This is a genomic window from Bacillus sp. FSL L8-0152 (genome assembly GCF_038006365.1).
GTDB classification, from domain to species: Bacteria; Bacillota; Bacilli; order Bacillales; family Bacillaceae_G; genus Bacillus_A; species Bacillus_A cereus.
The window spans coordinates 119,767-141,213 of the sequence record NZ_JBBOVB010000003.1 but is presented as its reverse complement, the minus strand read 5'-3'; the positions used below and the strand labels follow the sequence as shown (position 1 = coordinate 141,213).

Genomic DNA, 21,447 nt, shown 5'->3' with positions numbered 1-21,447 from the left:
GTTATTAAAATTTTGAAAATTAAGAAAATGAGTTTTTACAGACTCTGTAGTTTAAAAAACGTATGCTTAATAATTAGCACACGTTCTTAAATAATTTGTGTTCATAATAGATGGTTAAAGCTATATGCTCTAAGATAGTAAAACTATACTTATATACAACTAGACATGAGGTGTGGAGGGATGTAAATCCTAATTATTAAATAAAGTCGTTACGATTAAATATAGCCATGCTATTTGTAACTCTGAATTCTCCATCAAGCTCTATTGGAACACAGTAGCCTCTTCCCGTTTTTCCTCCCTGTTTATTTTTGATAGTTTTTAAAATGAAACAATATAAAGTGTCATTTAGATTAATAGTAAATATATTTGCTAAATTACTTTCCCAAGCTGTTTGGTAAACGCTATATAATAAACTTTCCGTTTTTTGATTACTACAAATATCTTTTAAATTTTTATTAATAATATTTTTTTTAGATAAATGTAATAATTTTAATAAATTATAATCTATGTCAGTAAAAAAGAAGTCATCATCAATTTTTTTAAAGCTATATGTCCCTATTTTTTGAATCTGTTCACATTCTTCTATCATTTTGTAAAGTGTTGAATTCAAGTCAATCTTTGTTTTCATAATAATCTCCTTTATAATATGATTTTAATAAAATTAGATGGTGTAGTTAAATATCCTTGTTTAGTAAGTTTTTTGTACGTAAAGTTTTCTATTTTGCCTCTATATTTTTGAAATGTACAATTAGATTATAAGTAATTATGTAACAATTCGTAAATTGGAATTAATTCACACTTTAATTTTTTTTGCCAGCAGTTATATGGGAAACTTTGCAGATTATTATATGAAATAACCAATTTTAACTGGGATTGTTTATTTATTTTAGTGCGTAGTAAGTACATATAATCCTATGCTGACAAGTTTATTTTGATGCATAAAAGGTTACTTTTATAGATATTGAAGCTGACTAAAATATGTATTATTGTACCTGTATATGCTTCTCTTGACTTTTTATTTCGTTTTTTATAGTAATTTGTTAGCCTATTCATAACTTAACTTCCTGGAGGAGTGCTTGAAGATAGGGAGGGAAGGAAGTCTACAATGTACAACATAGGTGCCATTCATAAATATAAAAGTAGAGTGAACACTGATTCAAACTAGAAATATTTGAGTCCTATGTATTAATACATTTTTTTGTACCACAGAAAATACAGATATTGACTGCAAAAATAAATGGGGGATAGTTCAATCGTTCTAGATTTGTATCGTGAGAAATTCTTTTGTTCCCCAAATGTATATTGAAAATATCAGCTGTTGATTGGGACACCCTGCCTAATTTTGTTCACCTTTGTATATCCTCATACTGTTTAGCTTGAAAAAGAAAGAAGAATATGTTAATTCTTCCCCCTTTTTTTTATGCGTACGATTCTACATGGTAAGAAACCAATTGAATACACAGTGACTATAAATAATCAGTTTCATAATGAATATTTTTTTTCGTTTATTCGGATAGATACAAAATTTATATGTTTTATTTATTAATATTGTTTGCACTATACCTTTTGGTACGCCTCCCTAAAATAGGTGTTTTACACTGCACATTGTTAAGAAAGATTATTCTTACAGGAAATGATACTAAGAGTGCGGTGTCCATAGTAAAAACTAGAGGTGCTATTCAAAAATTTTTCATTCCACCTCTTACCCCAATATTAATAATAAATATTGAAATGTGCAAAATCACACTAAATAAAGCAATAATAATATAGTGATAGTAAGTTTATGTCGTGTATTATTCGTTTGATGGTTAGTAAACATAAGTAAAACGGGAGTAAAATGCTACTTTATAAGGGGAGAGAACATCCCGAAATTAAAAAAATTCATTATTTTATGGGTTCTGTTGCAAAGTTTCTTAACAGATAAAAAGTTGGTATGATTGCAGATAGATTTTATGCGATCGTTAGAAATTGTTGTAATTCATTGTACGTCGAAAAAGCGAAGTTTGGTTGTTGCAAACTTCGTTTTCGTTTATATATAGCATGAATTGTTTCGATTCCTTTCAAGGTGCGTGAAGCATGGCGAAGACTTTGAAATCCTGCGGATCTGGAAAAACGTCGCTTGATATGTCTATGATCCTGTTCAATGAGATTATTCAAATGCTTGATTGTACAATGAGTGGTATGCTTATAAAAGCCTTGTTCTCTCAATTTATTGAACGCACAAAGTAGCGCGGGCGCTTTGTCTGTTGTGAGATCCGTTGGTTCTCCAAATGTTTTCACTAGTCTTTTCATAAAGGCATATGCAGCTTGATGATCTCGTTTTTTGCGAAGTTGAATATCCAATGTATGTCCATCTTTATCGATTGCTCGATAGAGATAACACCATTCGCCTTTCACTTTGATATAGGTTTCATCCAGGTGCCAAGATAGCTGTGCGGATTTGTTTTTCTTTTTCCAAATTTGATACATCTGATTTCCATATTCATGTACCCACCGCATAATGGTTGTCGGATGAACAGAGATGCCACGTTCCCTCAAAATTTCAGATATATCACGATAACTTAAAGAAAAACGACAGTAATAGCCAAAGGCTACCAAAATAATATCTTTCTTGAATTGTTTTCCTTTAAAATATCTCATGTATCATGCCCCTCGAGTCATTTTCTTTAAATTTTAACTTTGCTTAGACATCTTTGCAACAGAACCTTGTTTCTCAACTAAAACTTGTATATTACATACTAGTTCATTATTTTTAAGAACCATATCAATTTCCATTGTGTCATTTTCAAAAATTTGTGATATTTTAAGTTGTAATTTGTTTTCTTTCATGTATTCTTTTATCAGATCATACATTTTCTTTTTGTCAGTCTGATAATTATCTTCTGTGGTCAAAAAATCTAAGTTTAAATACTTTCCAGCTGGGAATGTGACTATATCTACGTCTTCAATTAGATGTTCGGAACCGACAGGATAGTAAGCTTTTTGGGGAATACCATCTGAAATAGTTTTATCTAAGTTTTCAATAGGATAAACATCAAATATCCCTTCTGTAGGTAATAATTGTTTCATTGGATATTTTGAGATGAAGTATTGAAATACCTCTAGATTTTCTTTCAAGTCTATACAATAACTTTTTCGTTCTTGATAATAAATTTCCTGAATACTATTTAACTGAGGGATCCTATTTTTTATTAAAGATAGAGTCCTTTGTAGTTTATTTTTCATTTTTACTAGTTGGTCTACTTTCATTTCCATCTGAGAGTATTTTCTTTCCAATATTCCGGTGATATTCATTTCTTTTTTCTTCATTATTGATGATATTTCTTCAATGGATAACCCAATTTCCTTGTAAAATAAAATCTGAATTAAGTGTTTTAATTCTTGATTTCCATAGTTACGGTAGTTGTTTTTTTCGATATTAGGTTGGATTAGTCCTTTATCCTCATAAAACCTAAGCGTTTCCTTCGTAATGCCAAAAACCTTAGCTATTTCACCTTTTTTCATTTGAATATCATTCATCTATAGTATCCTCCTATTTAATGATTCGATATAATAATTACATTATGAAGTGTGTTGCTGCTACACAGTCAATCATGCAATACTTTTTCTACAATGAAAGAAAATATTGCATGATTAATTTGGACTTGTATATGTGTTGGTAGTGAAAAAGTTCTGAGTTCTGTTGCAAAGTTTTCTAAACGAAATTAAAATGGAAGAAAAATGATTCAAGGAGCATGATGCATGAGATATTTTAAAGGAAAACAATTCAAAAAAGATATTATTTTGGTAGCCGTCGGCTATTACTGTCGTTTTCTTTAAGTTATCGCGATGTATCTAAACTTTTGGGAGAACGTGGCATATCGGTTCATCCTACAACCATTATGCGGTGGGTGCATGAATATGGCAATTTGATCTATCAAATTTAGAAGAAGAAAAATAAATCAGCACATTTCGCATGGTATTTAGATGAAACCTACATCAAAATCAAAGGAGAGTGGTGTTATCTGTATCGTGCGATTGATCGAAAAGGGTACACCTTGGATATTCAACTTCGTAAAACAAGGGATCATCAAGCCGCGTATATGTTTATGAAAAGGTTAGTGAAAGCAACAACAGTTCTCACAACAGATAAGGCTCCAGCTCTACTTTTTGCGCTCAAAAAACTGAAAAATAATGATTTTTATGTGGATACGAAACATTGTACTGTTAAGTATTTCAATAATCTCATTGAACAAGATCATAGACATATCAAGCGACGTTTTGTCAAATCCGCAGGATTTCAAAACCTCCGCCATGCTTCACATACAATCAAAAGAATCGAAACCATTCATGCCCTTTATAAACGAAGGCGAAGTCTTTCACAAGACTTCGCCTTTTCGACATACCAAGAATTACAACAGTTAATGATGATTGCTTAAATTCTATCCCTAATGTATCGATCTATGTATACTTTTTTAAAACTTTGCAACAGCACCCTTTAAAATATCTCATGTATCATGCTCCTCGAGTCATTTTCTTTAAATTTTAACTTTGCTTAGACATCTTTGCAACAGAACCAAACATGTACTCAAAGGAAACACGATTGATTTTTACTTGAGTAGGAAACGAGATGCAAAGGCTGCCAAGCGCTTTCTAAAAAAGTCTTGGCTTCTTGTCATGTCGCAAAACCTTGTATCATAATGTGGATGGTGATAAAGCGTATTCCGTTGCGAGACGGGAATTAAAAGCGCATACCACATGGTATGCCACTTCGAGTAAAAAAATATGTAAACAACATAATTGAACAAGACCATCGGTTTATTAAAAAACGCATTCGGAATATGCTTGGATTAAAATCATTACGAACTGCTACAAAAATGATTGCTGGAATAGAAGCCATACATACGATCAAAAAAGGACAAATCAACTTAAGGAAGCAGTCTGTCCAAAATCAAAATAGATGTATTCATCAGTTATTTCGGTTAACTGCTTAAGAGTGGATTCCATTCGGAATCTATGTCTTTTGTAGTCTTTGTTCATTATTTGCACTAGAACCATTTTTTATCCGTTAAGAAACTTTGCACCAGAACCGTTCTTTTTATATTTTTTATGTATACCATAGAACTTTTTCGAACAAAATATTAGTACCATATAGTTTTTTACGTATAAATTGGTCTAAGGAGGATACGATGAATGCATATAACAAACGTATTCAGGAAAAATCAAAAGATGTTTTTTTGGAATTATGCGAAAAAGAAAATTATAAGGTTTTAGGAAATTATATCAATATTTATACCAAAGTTTTGGTGAGGTGTAGACATGGTCACATGGTGAATATCATTCCTAGGAATTTCAAAACCGGTCAGCGATGTGCGAAATGTGCTGGAAACTGTAAGGAAGAAGCGAAGAAGAGTTTTTTAGAATTATGTGAAAAAGAAGGGTATATAGTTTTAAGTAGCTATATTAATAAATTTACTAAAGTTCAATTAAGATGTGTTCACGGTCACATAGTAAATATAGCTCCTGGGAAGTTTAAAATAGGCAGACGATGTGCGAAATGTGCTGGAAACTGTAAGGAAGAAGCGAAAAAAAAGTTTGATGACTTGATGAAATGTAATAGATATACAGCATTAACTAATTATAGAAATAGCGTGGCGAGGGTTCTAATTCGGTGTAATTGGTGTGATAAAGAATTTTTCGCTATACCCAAAAAATTGTATAGCAATAGTAGTGGTTGTCCTCGATGTGCTGGAAGGGACAAAGAAACTGCAAGAGAAAAATTTTATAGGAAACTAATATTGAATGATGTACAACCTTTAACTGACTATGTTGATGTTCGTACTACAGTAAAGGTTATCCATGAAAAATGTGGAACAATATGGGATATAAGGCCAAACCGATTTATGTATGAAGATAGTAATTGGTGTCCAGTTTGCAAAAAATAAAGGAGGAAGTGTTTATGCAAAAAATTGAAATGATAAAAATTGACGATGTAAAGGTAAAATCTAATCGTTATCAAAAGCTAAACAATGAGGTTGTTCAGCAACTGGCAGCGTCTATTAGGGAAATTGGATTAAAGAATCCTCTAATTGTAACGGAAAATAAAATTTTAGTTAGTGGCCTTCATCGTTTAAGTGCACTGAAAAATTTAGAATATACACAAGTCCCTGTTATTTACACGAATACAAATGAATACAAAAATGACATTGAGGAAATTGATGAAAACCTTGTACGCCAAACACTTGTTTTTATTGAAAAAGCGGAACAAAATGTCCGTAAAGTAAAATTGATGATTAAAGAACAAGAAAAGTTGTCGAGTACAGAGGGAAAAGAAATGACGGCATATTTAAATGATTCTAGTACAGTCAGGCCTATTCTAGACCGTTTAAAAGTAAGCTACAGCGATTTTAATGATTATAAAGATGTTATTTTAGGCTTAGATAATCCAGTATTACAATTCATGAAAAGAATTGAATTTGATAAGAAAATTCCGATAAATAAAATTACGTATATGACATTAGCGAATTTACCACGTGAATGGCAGTTTAAATTTGTAAATGAGCTAGGAAAAAATAATCCGAACTCTGAAATCAAAGCACTGGAAGTCGAATATAGCAAGTATAAGCGTGAATTAGAATTAGAAAAAATCAGATATGAAGCTGAACAAGTAGCGAGAAAGGCAGAGGAAGAACGGGTAAGAAAGGCAGAGGAAGAACGTAAACGTATAGAAGCAGAGCGCAAAATACATGAAGCTGAAGTAGAAAGAAAGCGTGTTGAACTAATGGGAAAAATGAAAAAGGCAAAGGCAGAGGAAGAACGACAAGCCCTTATAAGACGCCAAGAGGAACTAGAACGTCAAGAACGTGTTAGAAAAGAAGCGGAAGCAAGACGTTTAGAAATGCTAAAACAGCAACAGGAAGCAGAAAGAAAACGTATTGAGGAAGCGGAAAAAAAACGTAGAGAAGAAGACATTGAGAAAAAAAGATTGGATGAATATTATAAACTCTACAATACAACACCACCAGCCTTGACAAAAGAGGATAGTAAAAATCTATCAATCGGTGAAATTGTAAAGAAAAATGCTATAAACGAACAAGAAAATTATCGTGTGTTACATATTAAAGATACATTTACAGTAAATACATTTTTAAATCGCGTTGAGTATAGCGATTGGATTAACTCAATAGATGATCATGTATACCGTGTGGCTGATGCTGTTAAAAATCATGAAAGTGCATTACTTATTTGTCGTAATAAAGCCGATATGTTGAAAGTAATAACTGAAGTAGAAAGATGTGTGAATATGAAGAAGAATAGAGAAAACCTCGCTTAAGAATCAGTGCAAAATGAACGCTATAAAAATAAAACAGAACAAGGAGAATTCAGTATGACAGTAGAATGTTTATCTCTTCCGTGCATTGTTACATCAACATCTTATGGAAACAAATACACTACCGTACTTGATTATAGATTATTACAGAATCATGATTTAGAATTGTTCTCTAATAAAACTTCACAACGGGCAGTTAATAAAAGACGTGCACAAAAAATTGCGAGAGATTATTTCAATATTTTAACAAAGGGAGACGTTGGAGAACACGAAATTCCATTTCAATCTTCATTTGTTTGTAGTATGGATTTAAATGATCATGGAATAGATGAGGAATGTATTTATGAAGATGGCTTTTTAAAAATACCGATCATTAAGAAAATAGTGACCATCCGAGATGGTGGGCATCGAAAAGTTGCATCAAGTGACTTGATTGCTAGACTATACAATTTAATTGACGAGGCGAAAACAAAGCGTTCAAAAACATTTTATGAAGCCGTTTTAGATAAATTTCTTAATGTGAATTTCACTGTTGATTTTTATGCTAACTTAGAAGAGAAATATGGGAAAAGGTGTCTATTAGATCTTGGGAAAAGTGAGCCTGTTTCAGAAGGAAGAGCATTTTATTTTGTACAGGATAAATTTGTTGGGTCCATTGAACACTTAACAACGGAAGAAAATATCGCTATTACACTGAATTTGGATAACACTCGATATAGCAAATATGATGGATTAACAGTACCATTAAATTATACGACATCGATTTTTAAAAATATTGGTAATGCTTTCGCTTTTCAAGGGATTAATGATAGTGAAATGAATAATTATATCATTAGTTTTATGAGTGATGTTTTATTAAACCTTGAAATTGATTCGTTTGTTATTAAAAATGAGAAAATCGATTATTTAAGTGAATGCAAAGTTAATTATTTTACTGCTATAGCACGGTTATTAAAAAATGAGTTCGATCAAATGAAAAGGAAGTTAATTAATGAAACGATTGGAAGAGAGGAGGTTTATAGTAAGCTGAGTCAATCAGAAAAAGAAATTGTTCACGCAGCTTCAAAGCAATATGATCTAATGCAAAAGTTCGAGGGTATTAAAGAGCTCGTGCTAACAAAACACTTTAAAGAAAATATATCTCAATTTTCTTCAAGAAAGCAACAATTTGAAGCATAAGAGAGAAACTGTTTTGGTGCAAATAAAATTATAGGTTAAAAAGGTTCTGTTGCAAAGTTTCTTAACAGATAAAAAGTTGGTATGATTGCAGATGGATTTTATGCGATTGTTAGTAATTGATGTAATTCATTATACGTTTTCGTTTATATAGAGCATGAACGGTTTCAATGCCTTTCAAGGTACGTGAAGTATGGCGAATACTTTGAAATCCTCCGGATTTGGCAAAACGACGTTTTACATGTCTATGGTCCTCTATGAGATTATTTAAATGCTTCATTGTACAATGTGTTGTATGTTTATAAAAGCCTTGTTCCTTTAATTTTTTGAATGCATAAAGTAATGCTGGTGCTTTGTCTGTTGTTAAAACCGTTGGTTCTCCAAACATTTTCACTAACCTTTTCATAAAGGCATAGGCAGCCTGATGATCCCGTTTTTTACGAAGTTGAATATCCAATGTGTACCCTTTTTTATCAATTGCACGATATAGGTAACACCATTCTCCTTTGACTTTTATATAGGTCTCATCCAATTTCCAAGATAATTGTACTCTTTTATTTTTCTTCTTCCAAATCTGATAAATCAGATGGCCATATTCATGAACCCAACGCATAATAGTTGTTGGATGGACTGAAACACCACGTTCTTTCAAAATTTCAGAGACATCACGATAACTTAAAGAAAAACGACAGTAATAGCCAACGGCTACCAAAATAATATTTTTCTTGAATTGTTTTCCTTTAAAATATCTCATGTAATATGCTCCTCGAGTCATTTTCCTTACATTTTAACTTCGCGTAGAAATGGTCTGGCCCCATTTGGTGAGACAAAGAAAAAACACCTAGATAACATGTTTCCTAGAAGCTATAGGTGACATATTATCTAATTTTCTCTGAATCCGTTCATTATTATAGTAGTGGATGTATTCATCCACAGTTTGTATTATACTAGCATTATTCGATTGTTTTATATTTTGCGCATAGAATCCTTCGGATTTCAAATGAGAATGAAAGGATTCTATGAGGGCATTATCATGGCAGTTTCCTGTACGAGACATGCTTGTGATAATGCCTTTTTCTTTGGCATATGTTTGAAATTGTTTTGATGTATACACCTTTCCTTGATCCGAATGTAAAATCGTATCAATCACATTTCGCTTTTTTAAAGCCTCTTTTAGAGTATCTAATACAAGAGAAACATCCTGTGTCTCAGCTATTTTATAACTTACAATTTCATTGTTAAACCCATCTATAATAGATGAAAAATAAAGAGTCTTATTGCCGAACATCAAATATGTGATATCAGTGAACCATTTTTCATTAGGCTTGGTAGCTTTAAATCTCCGTTGTATTCTATTTTTAGCTACCACTGGTTCATGACCGAGTACAAATATCTTTTTCTTTTTTCTAACCCGAGATAATACGTTGTATTTTCTCATGATACGTAATACTTTTTTATGATTCATTACGATGTTAAATTGATCACGTAGACAAGCTGTAACCCGACGATATCCATACCGATATTTATGATGTTGACATATTTCTATTACGGTTTTTTCTTCATGGTTAGTTACTGTTTTCTCCTGCTTTTTCCAACGATAATAAGTAGCACGTGAAATATTAAATATGGAACACAGTTCTGCAATTGTAAAAATTGATTGCCATTCCTTTATCATTTTCATTATTTCTTCTTTTCCTCCCACCTCCTTAAGATTTCTTGGCACTTTTCCAGCAATATAATCTTTGCCTTTAAATAACGTATTTCTAATTCTTTTTGTTCAAGTTCTGTTAACCTTTTTAAGCCTTTTCCATGTGCAGATTGTCTTCCAATAGATTGTTCAAACCGATAGGTTTCGCCTTCACGATACCATTTCATCCAAGTTTTAATTTGAGCTACATGTCTAATTCCTAAGGCATCCATAATTTCTTTATTTTTGAATCCTTGGTGTTTCATTTCAACTACTTTCCACTTTATTTCGGCGGGATAATGCACCTTTTTCCCCATACGAAAAACACCTCCATTAAAATCATAACTGATACTTACGATTTAGAGAGGTGTTTTTTATCGTCTCATTCTCAGGGTTCACTCCATACAGAAAGGATGGCGTTTTTGATGAATCCTATCATTTCAAATGAACTGAATCTTTTCGCACAAGAGCTACAATACTTTTTATCTCCAGTATTCCTACAAGATATCGCCGAACAAGTTGGCTTTGTACAGCGATCTAGCAAGTATCAAGCAAACGAACTCATTGCCCTTTGCGTATGGATCAGTCAAGAAATTGCTAGCACACCACTTACACAATTGTGCAGTCAGTTAGAAGTTTCCACTGGGGTACTTATGAGCTCAGAAGGACTGAATCAACGCTTTAATACAGCAGCTGTCGCATTTCTTCGAGAAGTCTTTACTTCTCTTCTCACACAAAAACTCTGTTCAAATCACTCACTTTCTGCACACGTGATTTCTACTTTCAATCGTATCCGTATATTAGATGCAACAGTGTTTCAACTGCCTGACCATTTCGCCACTGAATATCAAGGTTCAGGTGGGAGTAGTAATACCGCAGGCGTGAAAATCCAATTGGAATATGATTTACTTAGTGGTCAATTTCTTAACGTGCAGCTTGGACCAGGAAAGAATAATGATAAAACATACGCTACTATCTGCCTTGAAACCGTAGAAGCGGGCGATTTGTGTTTACGTGATATTGGTTACTTCGATTTAGGAGACTTACAAACTATTCATGATAAAAAGGCTTATTATATCTCGAGGTTGAAATTGAATACACGCATTTATATCAAGAACCCTGAACCAGAATACTTCAACAATGGTACGTTATAAAAAAGCAGACAGAGTACATCCAGCTTGATATGACACAAATGATGTCTGGTCTAATCCCTGGGGCATACATTGGCCAAAATCAGAAACTTCCAGCACGTGTTATTATCCATCGTTTAACCGATGATCAAACGCAAACACGTCTGAAAAACCAAGCGATACGTGAAAAGAAGAAAGGCATTGTCATGAAGGATAAAAGTAAACGTTTAATGGGCATGAATGTATATATCACGAACACGTCGCTAGAAGAAGTACCGACGAACTACGTGCATTCATTATATTCACTTCGTTGGCAGATTGAAATTTTGTTTAAAACGTGGAAGTCATTCTTTGAAATTGATGAATGTAAAAATATTAAAAGAGAACGCCTAGAGTGCCATTTATATGGACAACTCATCGGCATTCTCCTCTGTTTTTCTACGATGTTTCAAATGCAACAGTTTCTGCTTGAAAAGAAAAAGCAGGAGCTGAGTGAATACAAAGCGATTTATATGATTAAAGATTACTTTCCTTTACTGTTTCAAGCGATAGCCGTTGGCACAGAAGAACTTTTAAAAATTCTGCATCGCCTTTATCAGCTGCTCAAAAAAACGGTCGTAAATGTCATAGGTATAAGAAGATGACCGTCTTTGATATTCTAGGGATTGTGTATAAAACGACGGTGAAGCATAGACAAGCTGCCTAGCGAAAAAATCGCATTTTAATAGGCTTCTTTAGCATGTCTACTTTTTTAACACTTGCTAGTTTTGAAACAAGAATCATTTCGTATCTAGTAATTTACTTGGTTAGCTTGATGGGCATGGGGCGCACCAACAAAACGCGAATTTCGTACGCTAAGCAAAATTTTATAAATAAAAAGCAGATTTCCTATATGTTAAAGGAATCAACTCTTTATTTGTCTTGTTCCATTAAAGCGCCCTTTAATAGAATAACCATAGTAGAAGCGCAGATGCAAATTAGCTTATTCTCTTGAACGCGCCCGTCACTTTAAGAATAATTCTTCACAATCTATATAACCTTAAATGTTTTTTACTTCTAAAATTTAAACTAATAACCGAAATAAAAGTGGTAGTTCTCTTGAAGAACCACCACTTTTATTTCGGTTATTTTTATTTAATTCCTGAACCACAAAGAGGAATTATATTTTTTCGGTGCATTCTTATATTCTAAGTAACCTGCATAGTTGACTACTGTTGTGATGGTTTGTTGAATAAAGTATTCTTCAACATTTTCAATAGCAGTACTTGAATTTTTCTATATTATCTGAAGAGAAAATAGAAAAATTACTTAATGAATATAATCATAAAGATTTTTCGCTAACAATAAACAGGTTACTGTAATGAAAAGGGCACGAACATACCCACTTCCTTTTCTTATAGCAAATTTGGAGCCAATGATCCCTCCAGCAATTTGTGAAATTCCCATTATGAAGCCATACGTGTAGTTTACTTGTCCTAAATACATAAACATCAACAATGCACCAATATCACTTCCCAAATTAAGAAACTTCGCATTACCTGCTGCTTTTAAAAAATCATACCCAATAAATAAAAGAGAAAACATTAAAAATGAACCTGTTCCAGGACCTAGAAATCCATCATAAAAGCCAATAGCAAAAACAAAAAAAGTAAAAATAATGAAGTGTCGGCCGGACAACTCCTTATGAGTGGAAATACTACCCCAATCCTTTTTGAATATCGTATAAATAGCAACAGCACCGAGCATTATCAACATCAATGGCTTCAGTACCTCTGGGTTCATTAAATGAACTGTCCATGCACCTATTATGGAACCTATGAAAGTGAGTGGAAATAATTTAAACGCTGATTTCAAATCCAGGTTACCAGAACGATAAAACACAATATTACTAGTTGCACATCCCATTGTCGATGCTAGTTTATTCGTGGCTACTGCACTTGCTGGATTCAGTCCTGTAAATAATAAAGCTGGTAAAGCAATCAATCCACCACCACCTACAACTGAATCAATAAATGAAGCTAAAAATCCAAAAACAATCAAAATAATTAATACTGATGGGTCTAAGTAAAAATCCATATTATCAACCTTCCTTTAGTCACTATCAGAATAGTAACTAATAATTTGCTAAATGTAAAGAGTTATTGTAACGTTGAAATATAAAAACAAACATCGGAGGACGAAAAAAGTGGACTACATAGTGCATCAGCTTAAAAAAATTGGTTTTAATGAATATGAAGCTAAATCTTATGTATCTCTTGTTAAACAAGGTCCTGTTACAGCCTACCAAGTAAGTAAGGATTCAGGTATCCCAAGGGCGAGAATTTATGAGGTTTTGGGTAACCTTGTAGAAAAAGGGATTGTCCTAAAGGAAGAAATACATAACACCACTCGATATTCACCTCTACCTGTTGGGGTTTTTTTACAGAAGGCTCATTCAGAATGGAAGTCTACTTATGAAGTAATCAGTGAGTCGTTAAAAAGTCTAGAAACTTCCGAGGGAAAAGCGGATAATCGAGTGATTACTTTAAAAGACAATAAAACAATAATTAGCTATTGTCAGGCATTAATAAAAAAAGCAGAAAAGCGTATTGTCATTTCGATGTGGGATGATATGTACGAGGTGTTAAAGGAGGAACTGTCTGAGGTGGCTGATAAAGTCACGGTACAAGGTATTACCCTACATGTTGAAAATCCCATTAAAAGTCTAGAAATCCACCGTATAACACCTTATACAGAAACCCAGTCTACAAAAAATTGGTTTATTTTGTCGATAGATTCTAAAGAGATGATTTATGGACCATCACTTGAGAAACGTAGTGTTGCTTTCTATACAGATGACCCTGTTCATATATACCTATTAGAGGATTATGTGTGGCATGATGTGTTAGTGAATCGACTTGTCCGACGTAGCCAAGACAATTTGGAGCAATGGATTACTACAGAGCGAAGATCCTTCTTTATGGAAAAATAAGAACCATATTCAAAGGAGAAAGAAATAAATCATAAGTTAATGAAATGGAAAACTTATGCTTTATTTTATTCTGTGCCGTTTGTAAAGTGATAATAAAATTTTTAAACTTTAAGATATAAATGGAAAAGCTTTTCTAGATTTAGTTGACCTTTTAGTTGAAGAAGAATAGTCCTATAAACGGCTGTTTATGGCACTGGTTTGTTTTTTTTACAACAGCGTTAAAAACTCATCCATATCGAGTACCAAAACCCATATCCAAAAACAAAGTTTCTTATTTAAATTTGATGAGGTTTTTGGCACTATTTTAATAGATATATTTAGATAGGAAGTGAAATAATTTGATTTTTGGTTATGCTCGTGTCAGCACAGAAGAACAAAATCTCAATATGCAAATAGATACTTTGCAACAATATGGTGTAGAAAAGCTATATCAGGAGAAAATGACAGGAATAAAAAAAGATCGTCCGCAACTCGAAGAGTTGCTAAAAGGGTTCTGTTGCAAAGTTTCTTAACAGATAAAAAGTTGGTATGATTGCAGATAGATTTTATGCGATCGTTAGAAATTGTTGTAATTCATTGTACGTCGAAAAAGCGAAGTTTGGTTGTTGCAAACTTCGTTTTCGTTTATATATAGCATGAATTGTTTCGATTCCTTTCAAGGTGCGTGAAGCATGGCGAAGACTTTGAAATCCTGCGGATCTGGAAAAACGTCGCTTGATATGTCTATGATCCTGTTCAATGAGATTATTCAAATGCTTGATTGTACAATGAGTGGTATGCTTATAAAAGCCTTGTTCTCTCAATTTATTGAACGCACAAAGTAGCGCGGGCGCTTTGTCTGTTGTGAGATCCGTTGGTTCTCCAAATGTTTTCACTAGTCTTTTCATAAAGGCATATGCAGCTTGATGATCTCGTTTTTTGCGAAGTTGAATATCCAATGTATGTCCATCTTTATCGATTGCTCGATAGAGATAACACCATTCGCCTTTCACTTTGATATAGGTTTCATCCAGGTGCCAAGATAGCTGTGCGGATTTGTTTTTCTTTTTCCAAATTTGATACATCTGATTTCCATATTCATGTACCCACCGCATAATGGTTGTCGGATGAACAGAGATGCCACGTTCCCTCAAAATTTCAGATATATCACGATAACTTAAAGAAAAACGACAGTAATAGCCAAAGGCTACCAAAATAATATCTTTCTTGAATTGTTTTCCTTTAAAATATCTCATGTATCATGCCCCTCGAGTCATTTTCTTTAAATTTTAACTTTGCTTAGACATCTTTGCAACAGAACCATCAGTTCTTATGCTGTCAATCCAAACAAATGCTGGATACATCTATTCTGATTTTTGACAGACTGCTCCCTTAATTTGAGTTGCCCTTTTTTGATCATATGCATGGCCTCTATTCCAGCAATCATTTTTGTAGCAGTTCGTAATGATTTTAATCCGAGCATATTCCAAATGCGTTTTTCATCTTTTAATTCCTGTATCGCAAAGAGATAGGCTTTATCACCATCCACAGTTATGATACAGGGTTTTTTATCATGTCGTTTCCTACTCAAGTAAAAATCAATCGTGTTTCCTTTGGAATCAATTGCACGATATAAATACATGTTCTCACCTTTAATTTTGAGGTATGTTTCATCCACTCTCCAAGAATCATTCGTTGGTTTTAAATGTTTGCGAATTCGCCCATTTAATTCGGGCCCATATTGATGTACCCAACGCATAATCGTTGTATGAGCAATGGATAAACCACGTTCTTGCATCATTTCCACTAAATCACACAAGCTTACGTTGTACCGTAGGTACCAACGTACAGTTAATAAAATGATGTCTGGTTGATAATGCTTCCACTTAAATACATTATTCTTTTCCATGTGAATCACGCACCTTTTTTAGATTCATACTATCAGTATATCCAAGTTTGAGATAACAATTTCATATACTTCACGTTTTTTGCACCAACACCCTTTATTTCATTAAACTTTTTGTAATTTCCAAGTGGTATTTAGAATATACTTTTTATTGTTAGAATACTATAAAGGAGAGGTGGATTTAATTAATTTTAAAATTTGAATGGTACATCTAAGAAAAATATAAACTTTGTTTTGAAGAGAATATAATTTAGAATCATAATCTCAACTTGCTATAGAATCAATTTTAAAATCTATTTGTAATAAAGGTGGATTAATTAGGTCCAATTACTTAAAAGTAAAAGGGAGGAAACTATTTCATGCTGAATAAATTAAACACAGGAGATTTAATTAAGGTATATTCTGCAGGAATTTTAGAGGGACAAGGTAATTACATATGTACTTTCCAGGGTCAAAATTCATCATATTTATCCTGGAAAAATGATAAAGGAAATGAAGTTTATACTAGTATAAACTCAATTAGTGTAGAAATATTAAAGAGAAATGATATTCACCACACGGTTTCTAATCCTGATCATGAATCCAATTATCCTGACAACTATAACTCAAACTCCCATCAAAATCATGGATCCAATTATCCTGACAACTATAACTCAAACTCCCATCAAAATCATGAATCCAATTATCCTGACAACTATAACTCAAACTCTCATCAAAATCATGAATCCAATTATCCTGACAACTATAACTCAAACTCTCATCAAAACTATGAATCCAATTATCCTGACAACTATAACTCAAACTCCCATCAAAATCATGAATCCAATTATCCTGACAACTATAACTCAAACTCTCATCAAAACTATGAATCCAATTATCCTGACAACTATAACTCAAACTCCCATCAAAATCATGAATCCAATTATCCTGACAACTATAACTCAAACTCTCATCAAAACTATGAATCCAATTATCCTGACAACTATAACTCAAACTCCCATCAAAATCATGAATCCAATTATCCTGACAACTATAACTCAAACTCTCATCAAAACTATGAATCCAATTATCCTGACAACTATAACTCAAACTCTCATCAAAACTATGAATCCAATTATCCTGACAACTATAACTCAAACTCCCATCAAAATCATGAATCCAATTATCCTGACAACTATAACTCAAACTCTCATCAAAACTATGAATCCAATTATCCTGAAGATTATAATGTAAATCCTAAATAATAGTATAAGCACCAAGGGATATTCATTTCTGGTGCTGTTGCAAAGTTTTTTAACAGATAGGAGAAAGATACTCCAAGGAAGAGTGCATTCTTTTTGTATTATAGTGCAACTCTATATATTTAAATACTTCTATTCGAGCTTGTTCAAGAGCTTTAAATTTAGCACCTTGAATCAGCTCTCTTTTTATAGTTTTATAAAAGTATTCCATCAATGCGTTATCGTACAGGTTTCCTTTTCTACTGACACTCGAAATTCAGTGTGGATTAAAAATTACTACTTGTATACTGAGACCTTTGGTCTGTATGAATGATTAAGGTTCTGGTGCGAAGAATGAACAGAGATTACATAAGACATGGATTCCTAACAGAATTAGCTTTTATGCTGTCAATCCAAACGAACGCACGATACATCTATTCTGATTTTTGACAGACTGCGCCCTTAATTTGAGTTGTCCTTTTTTGACCATATAGGGTACCGCCACACATCCATCAACTTAAGGATTTAGACTATTTTTGAAGTTAAAAGCACGTTACTATTTTCTTATGTTAATGAGAAAGGGTGACGTGCTTTTTATGAATATGCATCAAAAACAAGAGTTATCTTTATTTGCCGAAGAGCTATATCGATATATGTCTCCCGCTACACTTAATCAATTAGCTATAAAAGCAGGCGGAATGAAACGAAAACGCAAGTGCCACGGGCACCATTTCTTATCTTTGTGTGTATGGTTAAATCAACAAATCGCTACTACCTCTCTTACTCAACTTTGTAGTCAATTAGAAACTTCAACAGGAATTTTATTAAGTCCGGAGGGACTTAATCGACGATTTAATTCGGATTCTGTAGCCTTCTTTCGCACTGTATTTACTACACTTCTACAAGCTAAAATTGGAGGAGTATCTAAGATTTCTCATTCTCTTTCTTCTTATTTTGAGCGGATTCTCGTCCTTGATTCTACAACTTTCCAAGTTCCAGATCGATTCGCAACTACTTATCCTGGTGCCGGAGGGTGTAGTCATACAGCTGGTGTGAAAATCCAACTAGAGTATGACTTGTTGAGTGGAAAATTTTCTGATGTGGAAATTGAACCAGGAAAACGAAGTGATCAGGCATATAGTGCGACTCGAACAGGCATGGCACAAAAGAATGAACTATATATTCGTGACTTAGGATATTTTCGTCTACAAGACTTTAAGTCTATTCAAGATAAGCAAGGATATTATTTATCACGTCTAAAGTTACCAACTAAAATATATAGAAAAGAATTTGAAACAGTGGTATTTAAAACAAAACCCGCTCAATTAAAACCGGTATATATACAAATTCATTTGGAAGACATCATGAAACAATTGCAGCCTGGCCAAGTGTATGAATTACATGGTGTATATGTAGGGAGTAAAGACAAACTTCCTACTCGAATTGTAGTTTATAGATGTACCGAGGAGCAAAAACAGAAACGTCTACGTGATCGAGCTATTCGCGAAAAGAAAAAAGGAATTACATATACAGAGCGTACAAAACTTTTACAAGGTATTACGGTATATATGACAAACATTCCTACGGAATGGGTACCAAAAGAGAAAATTTATGATCTATATTCACTGCGTTGGCAAATTGAGCTGTTATTTAAAATATGGAAATCTTGGTTTCAAATTCATCGTTGTAAATCTATTAAACAAGAACGATTAGAATGTCACCTTTATGGGCAACTCATTAGTATTCTATTATGTTCTTCTACTATGTTTAAAATGCGAGAACTCCTGTTACGTAAGAAACAGAAAGAGCTAAGTGAATATAAAGGGTTCTGTTGCAAAGATGTCTAAGCAAAGTTAAAATTTAAAGAAAATGACTCGAGGAGCATGATACATGAGATATTTTAAAGGAAAACAATTCAAGAAAGATATTATTTTGGTAGCCGTTGGCTATTACTGTCGTTTTTCTTTAAGTTATCGTGATGTATCTGAAATTTTGAGGGAACGTGGCATCTCTGTTCATCCGACAACGATTATGCGTTGGGTACATGAATATGGAAATCAGATGTATCAAATTTGGAAAAAGAAAAACAAATCCGCACAGCTATCTTGGCACCTGGATGAAACCTATATCAAAGTGAAAGGCGAATGGTGTTATCTCTATCGAGCAATCGATAAAGATGGACATACATTGGATATTCAACTTCGCAAAAAACGAGATCATCAAGCTGCATATGCCTTTATGAAAAGACTAGTGAAAACATTTGGAGAACCAACGGATCTCACAACAGACAAAGCGCCCGCGCTACTTTGTGCGTTCAATAAATTGAGAGAACAAGGCTTTTATAAGCATACCACTCATTGTACAATCAAGCATTTGAATAATCTCATTGAACAGGATCATAGACATATCAAGCGACGTTTTTCCAGATCCGCAGGATTTCAAAGTCTTCGCCATGCTTCACGCACCTTGAAAGGAATCGAAACAATTCATGCTATATATAAACGAAAACGAAGTTTGCAACAACCAAACTTCGCTTTTTCGACGTACAATGAATTACAACAATTTCTAACGATCGCATAAAATCTATCTGCAATCATACCAACTTTTTATCTGTTAAGAAACTTTGCAACAGAACCCAAAAGATTATATAACTACCTATACACAGTATAAGAAATTTTTAGAATAAGATATTATAAAAAACCACCCAAAAGCACTTGGTGGTTTTTTGGGTGGGGAATAAAGTGAATTTTAATTATTTCGTGTAAAAGATTTTAAAACAACATCTATATTATAATTAATTAGTCAAAATACAAATAAAGGTGAATAGAGAAGAATATAAAATTATTACTTATTAATCAGCATTAGAATCGGAATATAATTTACTGTTTTTTGATGAATTTATAGTTGTAATGAAATATAATTTTTCAAGATTTATCTAGAAGCACTTTTTATGAAACACTACTATTTATTTGCTTATGAACCACTTTATTATAACAACCATGTTTTACTACTTGCCTAACATCATCTACTTCAATTCCCATTATCGCTGTAATCTCTACAACAATTGTATGCTGTAGAATACTTACTACATATCCCGTTAATTGTAAATTAGGATTTTTACGATATGGAAATTGAACGTAATCCCCAATTGTTACTTTTGTTTTATGTTCCATTTGTCCCACCCCTGAATCATCATTAATTATTCATTAGGTTTCCCCTTTTTTTCTTCTTCATACTGTTTTGTTTAGCAAGTTTATAAAATGAAGAACGTTTAATATCATATTTTTTCATAGCTTCTACTACATTAATTGTATTGCAAAATTAAAATTAGCAAAATAGAGATAAATGCTTTATTATTGTTTCTGCTATATTTAAAAGTTTCTACCCTAAATACAATAAAAAAAGCAAAAAGAACTTGTAGAAATCACTACAAGTTCTTTTTCAGATAATGTATAAAAGGTGAATCAAACTATCTCATTACTCGTAACGGGGAAACCATCTTACATATGACTTGATTTCATCATATAACAAATATGAACATGTGGATATTTGTTTTTGAAAATTTTGTTAATTTATAAATATAAACCCATCTTCTCCCCTAAAAATCCCACTCATTCATATTACATAAACTACTTTAAATCAATGTTGATATCATAAAAAAATCAGGGTAAAAAACCTGTCATTAGTAGGGAGTTGGCGGACTAAATAGATTGTAGCACTGTCGAACTGGAATATTTCGGTTTTTGTTCATTATTTTTACCTCTTTATTTGCAGTATTTTGAATGTATACTTTTTTCGTGTTTAGAGAGCATTAGTATATTTGGTCGGAAGTTATAGTTTTAGGGAAAATGAAAGTAAATAAATATTCAAAAGTTTACCTTCAAGAATAGTAAAAAGAACCTGTTTTTTAGGGTTCTTTTTTTATTTAAATCATATTTGGTTGTTTTCCTTTAAAGGATATCATTTGTGTCTCTCCTTACGATACTTTCTAGAATATAGTCTCATTTAGAAAAGTTTACAAAAGAATCCTTTATTATTTGAGTTTTCATGTCAATTAAATTATGTTTAA

At 32.7% G+C, this 21,447-nt stretch carries 16 protein-coding genes and 8 pseudogenes; 11 read left to right on the top strand and 13 right to left on the bottom strand.

Annotated elements, in window-relative coordinates:
- Positions 1-196: 196 nt before the first annotated feature.
- The 4 genes from MHH27_RS30500 to MHH27_RS30485 all read right to left on the bottom strand — a co-directional run bounded on the left by MHH27_RS30500 (position 197) and on the right by MHH27_RS30485 (position 3,519).
- A complete protein-coding gene (locus tag MHH27_RS30500) occupies positions 197-628 on the bottom strand; it encodes a hypothetical protein (protein ID WP_340945559.1) in 432 nt (143 codons plus the stop codon).
- An 804-nt stretch (positions 629-1,432) separates the two neighbouring features.
- Complete coding sequence (locus MHH27_RS30495; RefSeq protein WP_340945556.1) at positions 1,433-1,558, bottom strand: helix-turn-helix domain-containing protein; 126 nt, start codon at positions 1,556-1,558, stop codon at positions 1,433-1,435.
- Positions 1,559-1,950: 392 nt separating this feature from the next.
- Positions 1,951-2,640, bottom strand: coding sequence for an IS6 family transposase (locus MHH27_RS30490; RefSeq protein ID WP_340945511.1), 690 nt, complete (start codon positions 2,638-2,640; stop codon positions 1,951-1,953).
- A 33-nt stretch (positions 2,641-2,673) separates the two neighbouring features.
- Complete coding sequence (locus tag MHH27_RS30485; protein ID WP_340945553.1) at positions 2,674-3,519, bottom strand: MerR family transcriptional regulator; 846 nt, start codon at positions 3,517-3,519, stop codon at positions 2,674-2,676.
- Positions 3,520-3,741: 222 nt separating this feature from the next.
- On the opposite strand from MHH27_RS30485, the pseudogene MHH27_RS30480 reads away from it, so the two are divergent.
- From MHH27_RS30480 to MHH27_RS30460, 5 genes and pseudogenes are all read left to right on the top strand, one after another.
- Positions 3,742-4,418, top strand: a pseudogene (locus MHH27_RS30480) (IS6 family transposase).
- Between the two features lie 151 nt (positions 4,419-4,569).
- Positions 4,570-4,973, top strand: a pseudogene (locus tag MHH27_RS32145) (DDE-type integrase/transposase/recombinase); the annotation flags it as partial.
- Positions 4,974-5,168: 195 nt separating this feature from the next.
- Positions 5,169-5,924: a hypothetical protein gene (locus MHH27_RS30470; protein ID WP_340945550.1), complete on the top strand. Its 756-nt coding sequence runs from the start codon at positions 5,169-5,171 to the stop codon at positions 5,922-5,924.
- A gap of 14 nt (positions 5,925-5,938) precedes the next feature.
- A complete protein-coding gene (locus MHH27_RS30465) occupies positions 5,939-7,312 on the top strand; it encodes a ParB N-terminal domain-containing protein (RefSeq protein WP_340945547.1) in 1,374 nt (457 codons plus the stop codon).
- Between the two features lie 54 nt (positions 7,313-7,366).
- Complete coding sequence (locus tag MHH27_RS30460) at positions 7,367-8,488, top strand: hypothetical protein (RefSeq protein ID WP_340945545.1); 1,122 nt, start codon at positions 7,367-7,369, stop codon at positions 8,486-8,488.
- A 109-nt stretch (positions 8,489-8,597) separates the two neighbouring features.
- Here the strand turns inward: MHH27_RS30460 and MHH27_RS30455 are convergent, their stop codons facing one another.
- Positions 8,598-9,239 (bottom strand): IS6 family transposase, encoded by a 642-nt coding sequence (locus MHH27_RS30455; RefSeq protein ID WP_340945544.1) that lies wholly within the window; start codon positions 9,237-9,239, stop codon positions 8,598-8,600.
- Positions 9,240-9,326: 87 nt separating this feature from the next.
- Positions 9,327-10,489, bottom strand: a protein-coding gene (locus tag MHH27_RS30450; protein ID WP_340945454.1) for an IS3 family transposase whose coding sequence is annotated in 2 segments (ribosomal slippage) — positions 9,327-10,222 and positions 10,222-10,489 — 1,164 coding nt in all. Because the reading frame shifts where the segments join, the coding sequence is not laid out codon by codon here.
- A gap of 108 nt (positions 10,490-10,597) precedes the next feature.
- On the opposite strand from MHH27_RS30450, the pseudogene MHH27_RS30445 reads away from it, so the two are divergent.
- Positions 10,598-12,008 (top strand): annotated as a pseudogene (locus tag MHH27_RS30445) (IS4 family transposase).
- Positions 12,009-12,610: 602 nt separating this feature from the next.
- Here MHH27_RS30445 and MHH27_RS30440 read toward each other — a convergent pair.
- Positions 12,611-13,378, bottom strand: coding sequence for a TSUP family transporter (locus MHH27_RS30440; protein ID WP_340945542.1), 768 nt, complete (start codon positions 13,376-13,378; stop codon positions 12,611-12,613).
- A 109-nt stretch (positions 13,379-13,487) separates the two neighbouring features.
- Here MHH27_RS30440 and MHH27_RS30435 point away from each other — a divergent pair, with 109 nt between their 5' ends.
- Entirely contained in the window at positions 13,488-14,273 is a 786-nt protein-coding gene (locus MHH27_RS30435; RefSeq protein ID WP_340945539.1) for a TrmB family transcriptional regulator, read from the top strand.
- A 338-nt stretch (positions 14,274-14,611) separates the two neighbouring features.
- Positions 14,612-14,761, top strand: a pseudogene (locus MHH27_RS30430) (recombinase family protein); the annotation flags it as partial.
- Positions 14,762-14,818: 57 nt separating this feature from the next.
- On the opposite strand, the gene MHH27_RS30425 reads toward MHH27_RS30430, so the two are convergent.
- Both MHH27_RS30425 and MHH27_RS30420 read right to left on the bottom strand, forming a co-directional pair.
- Complete coding sequence (locus MHH27_RS30425; protein ID WP_340945511.1) at positions 14,819-15,508, bottom strand: IS6 family transposase; 690 nt, start codon at positions 15,506-15,508, stop codon at positions 14,819-14,821.
- Positions 15,509-15,582: 74 nt separating this feature from the next.
- Positions 15,583-16,161 (bottom strand): IS6 family transposase, encoded by a 579-nt coding sequence (locus MHH27_RS30420; protein ID WP_340945535.1) that lies wholly within the window; start codon positions 16,159-16,161, stop codon positions 15,583-15,585.
- A gap of 356 nt (positions 16,162-16,517) precedes the next feature.
- On the opposite strand from MHH27_RS30420, the gene MHH27_RS30415 reads away from it, so the two are divergent.
- Positions 16,518-17,402: a hypothetical protein gene (locus tag MHH27_RS30415; protein WP_340945534.1), complete on the top strand. Its 885-nt coding sequence runs from the start codon at positions 16,518-16,520 to the stop codon at positions 17,400-17,402.
- 49 nt (positions 17,403-17,451) lie between these two features.
- On the opposite strand, the pseudogene MHH27_RS30410 reads toward MHH27_RS30415, so the two are convergent.
- Together MHH27_RS30410 and MHH27_RS30405 are read right to left on the bottom strand one after the other, a co-directional pair.
- Positions 17,452-17,716, bottom strand: a pseudogene (locus MHH27_RS30410) (IS3 family transposase); the annotation flags it as partial.
- Between the two features lie 62 nt (positions 17,717-17,778).
- A pseudogene (locus MHH27_RS30405) lies at positions 17,779-17,871 on the bottom strand (IS6 family transposase); the annotation flags it as partial.
- A gap of 103 nt (positions 17,872-17,974) precedes the next feature.
- Between MHH27_RS30405 and MHH27_RS30400 the strand changes: the two are divergent.
- Both MHH27_RS30400 and MHH27_RS30395 read left to right on the top strand, forming a co-directional pair.
- Positions 17,975-19,201, top strand: a pseudogene (locus MHH27_RS30400) (IS4 family transposase); the annotation flags it as partial.
- A gap of 67 nt (positions 19,202-19,268) precedes the next feature.
- On the top strand, positions 19,269-19,958 hold the full coding sequence (locus MHH27_RS30395; protein ID WP_340945357.1) for an IS6 family transposase: 690 nt from the start codon (positions 19,269-19,271) through the stop codon (positions 19,956-19,958).
- Positions 19,959-20,326: 368 nt separating this feature from the next.
- On the opposite strand, the gene MHH27_RS30390 is transcribed toward MHH27_RS30395, so the two are convergent.
- Both MHH27_RS30390 and MHH27_RS32140 read right to left on the bottom strand, forming a co-directional pair.
- On the bottom strand, positions 20,327-20,551 hold the full coding sequence (locus MHH27_RS30390; RefSeq protein ID WP_340945532.1) for a DUF2187 domain-containing protein: 225 nt from the start codon (positions 20,549-20,551) through the stop codon (positions 20,327-20,329).
- A 22-nt stretch (positions 20,552-20,573) separates the two neighbouring features.
- A pseudogene (locus MHH27_RS32140) lies at positions 20,574-20,690 on the bottom strand (recombinase family protein); the annotation flags it as partial.
- Positions 20,691-21,447 lie beyond the last annotated feature (757 nt).

What these genes read in the sequence shown, in the direction of transcription:
- MHH27_RS30500 (WP_340945559.1), bottom strand. Translation starts at nt 628, where the DNA reads ATGAAAACAAAGATTGACTTGAATTCAACACTTTACAAAATGATAGAA.
- MHH27_RS30490 (WP_340945511.1), bottom strand. Translation starts at nt 2,640, where the DNA reads ATGAGATATTTTAAAGGAAAACAATTCAAGAAAGATATTATTTTGGTA.
- MHH27_RS30485 (WP_340945553.1), bottom strand. Translation starts at nt 3,519, where the DNA reads ATGAATGATATTCAAATGAAAAAAGGTGAAATAGCTAAGGTTTTTGGC.
- MHH27_RS30470 (WP_340945550.1), top strand. Translation starts at nt 5,169, where the DNA reads ATGAATGCATATAACAAACGTATTCAGGAAAAATCAAAAGATGTTTTT.
- MHH27_RS30465 (WP_340945547.1), top strand. Translation starts at nt 5,939, where the DNA reads ATGCAAAAAATTGAAATGATAAAAATTGACGATGTAAAGGTAAAATCT.
- MHH27_RS30460 (WP_340945545.1), top strand. Translation starts at nt 7,367, where the DNA reads ATGACAGTAGAATGTTTATCTCTTCCGTGCATTGTTACATCAACATCT.
- MHH27_RS30455 (WP_340945544.1), bottom strand. Translation starts at nt 9,239, where the DNA reads ATGAGATATTTTAAAGGAAAACAATTCAAGAAAAATATTATTTTGGTA.
- MHH27_RS30440 (WP_340945542.1), bottom strand. Translation starts at nt 13,378, where the DNA reads ATGGATTTTTACTTAGACCCATCAGTATTAATTATTTTGATTGTTTTT.
- MHH27_RS30425 (WP_340945511.1), bottom strand. Translation starts at nt 15,508, where the DNA reads ATGAGATATTTTAAAGGAAAACAATTCAAGAAAGATATTATTTTGGTA.
- MHH27_RS30420 (WP_340945535.1), bottom strand. Translation starts at nt 16,161, where the DNA reads ATGGAAAAGAATAATGTATTTAAGTGGAAGCATTATCAACCAGACATC.
- MHH27_RS30415 (WP_340945534.1), top strand. Translation starts at nt 16,518, where the DNA reads ATGCTGAATAAATTAAACACAGGAGATTTAATTAAGGTATATTCTGCA.
- MHH27_RS30395 (WP_340945357.1), top strand. Translation starts at nt 19,269, where the DNA reads ATGAGATATTTTAAAGGAAAACAATTCAAGAAAGATATTATTTTGGTA.
- MHH27_RS30390 (WP_340945532.1), bottom strand. Translation starts at nt 20,551, where the DNA reads ATGGAACATAAAACAAAAGTAACAATTGGGGATTACGTTCAATTTCCA.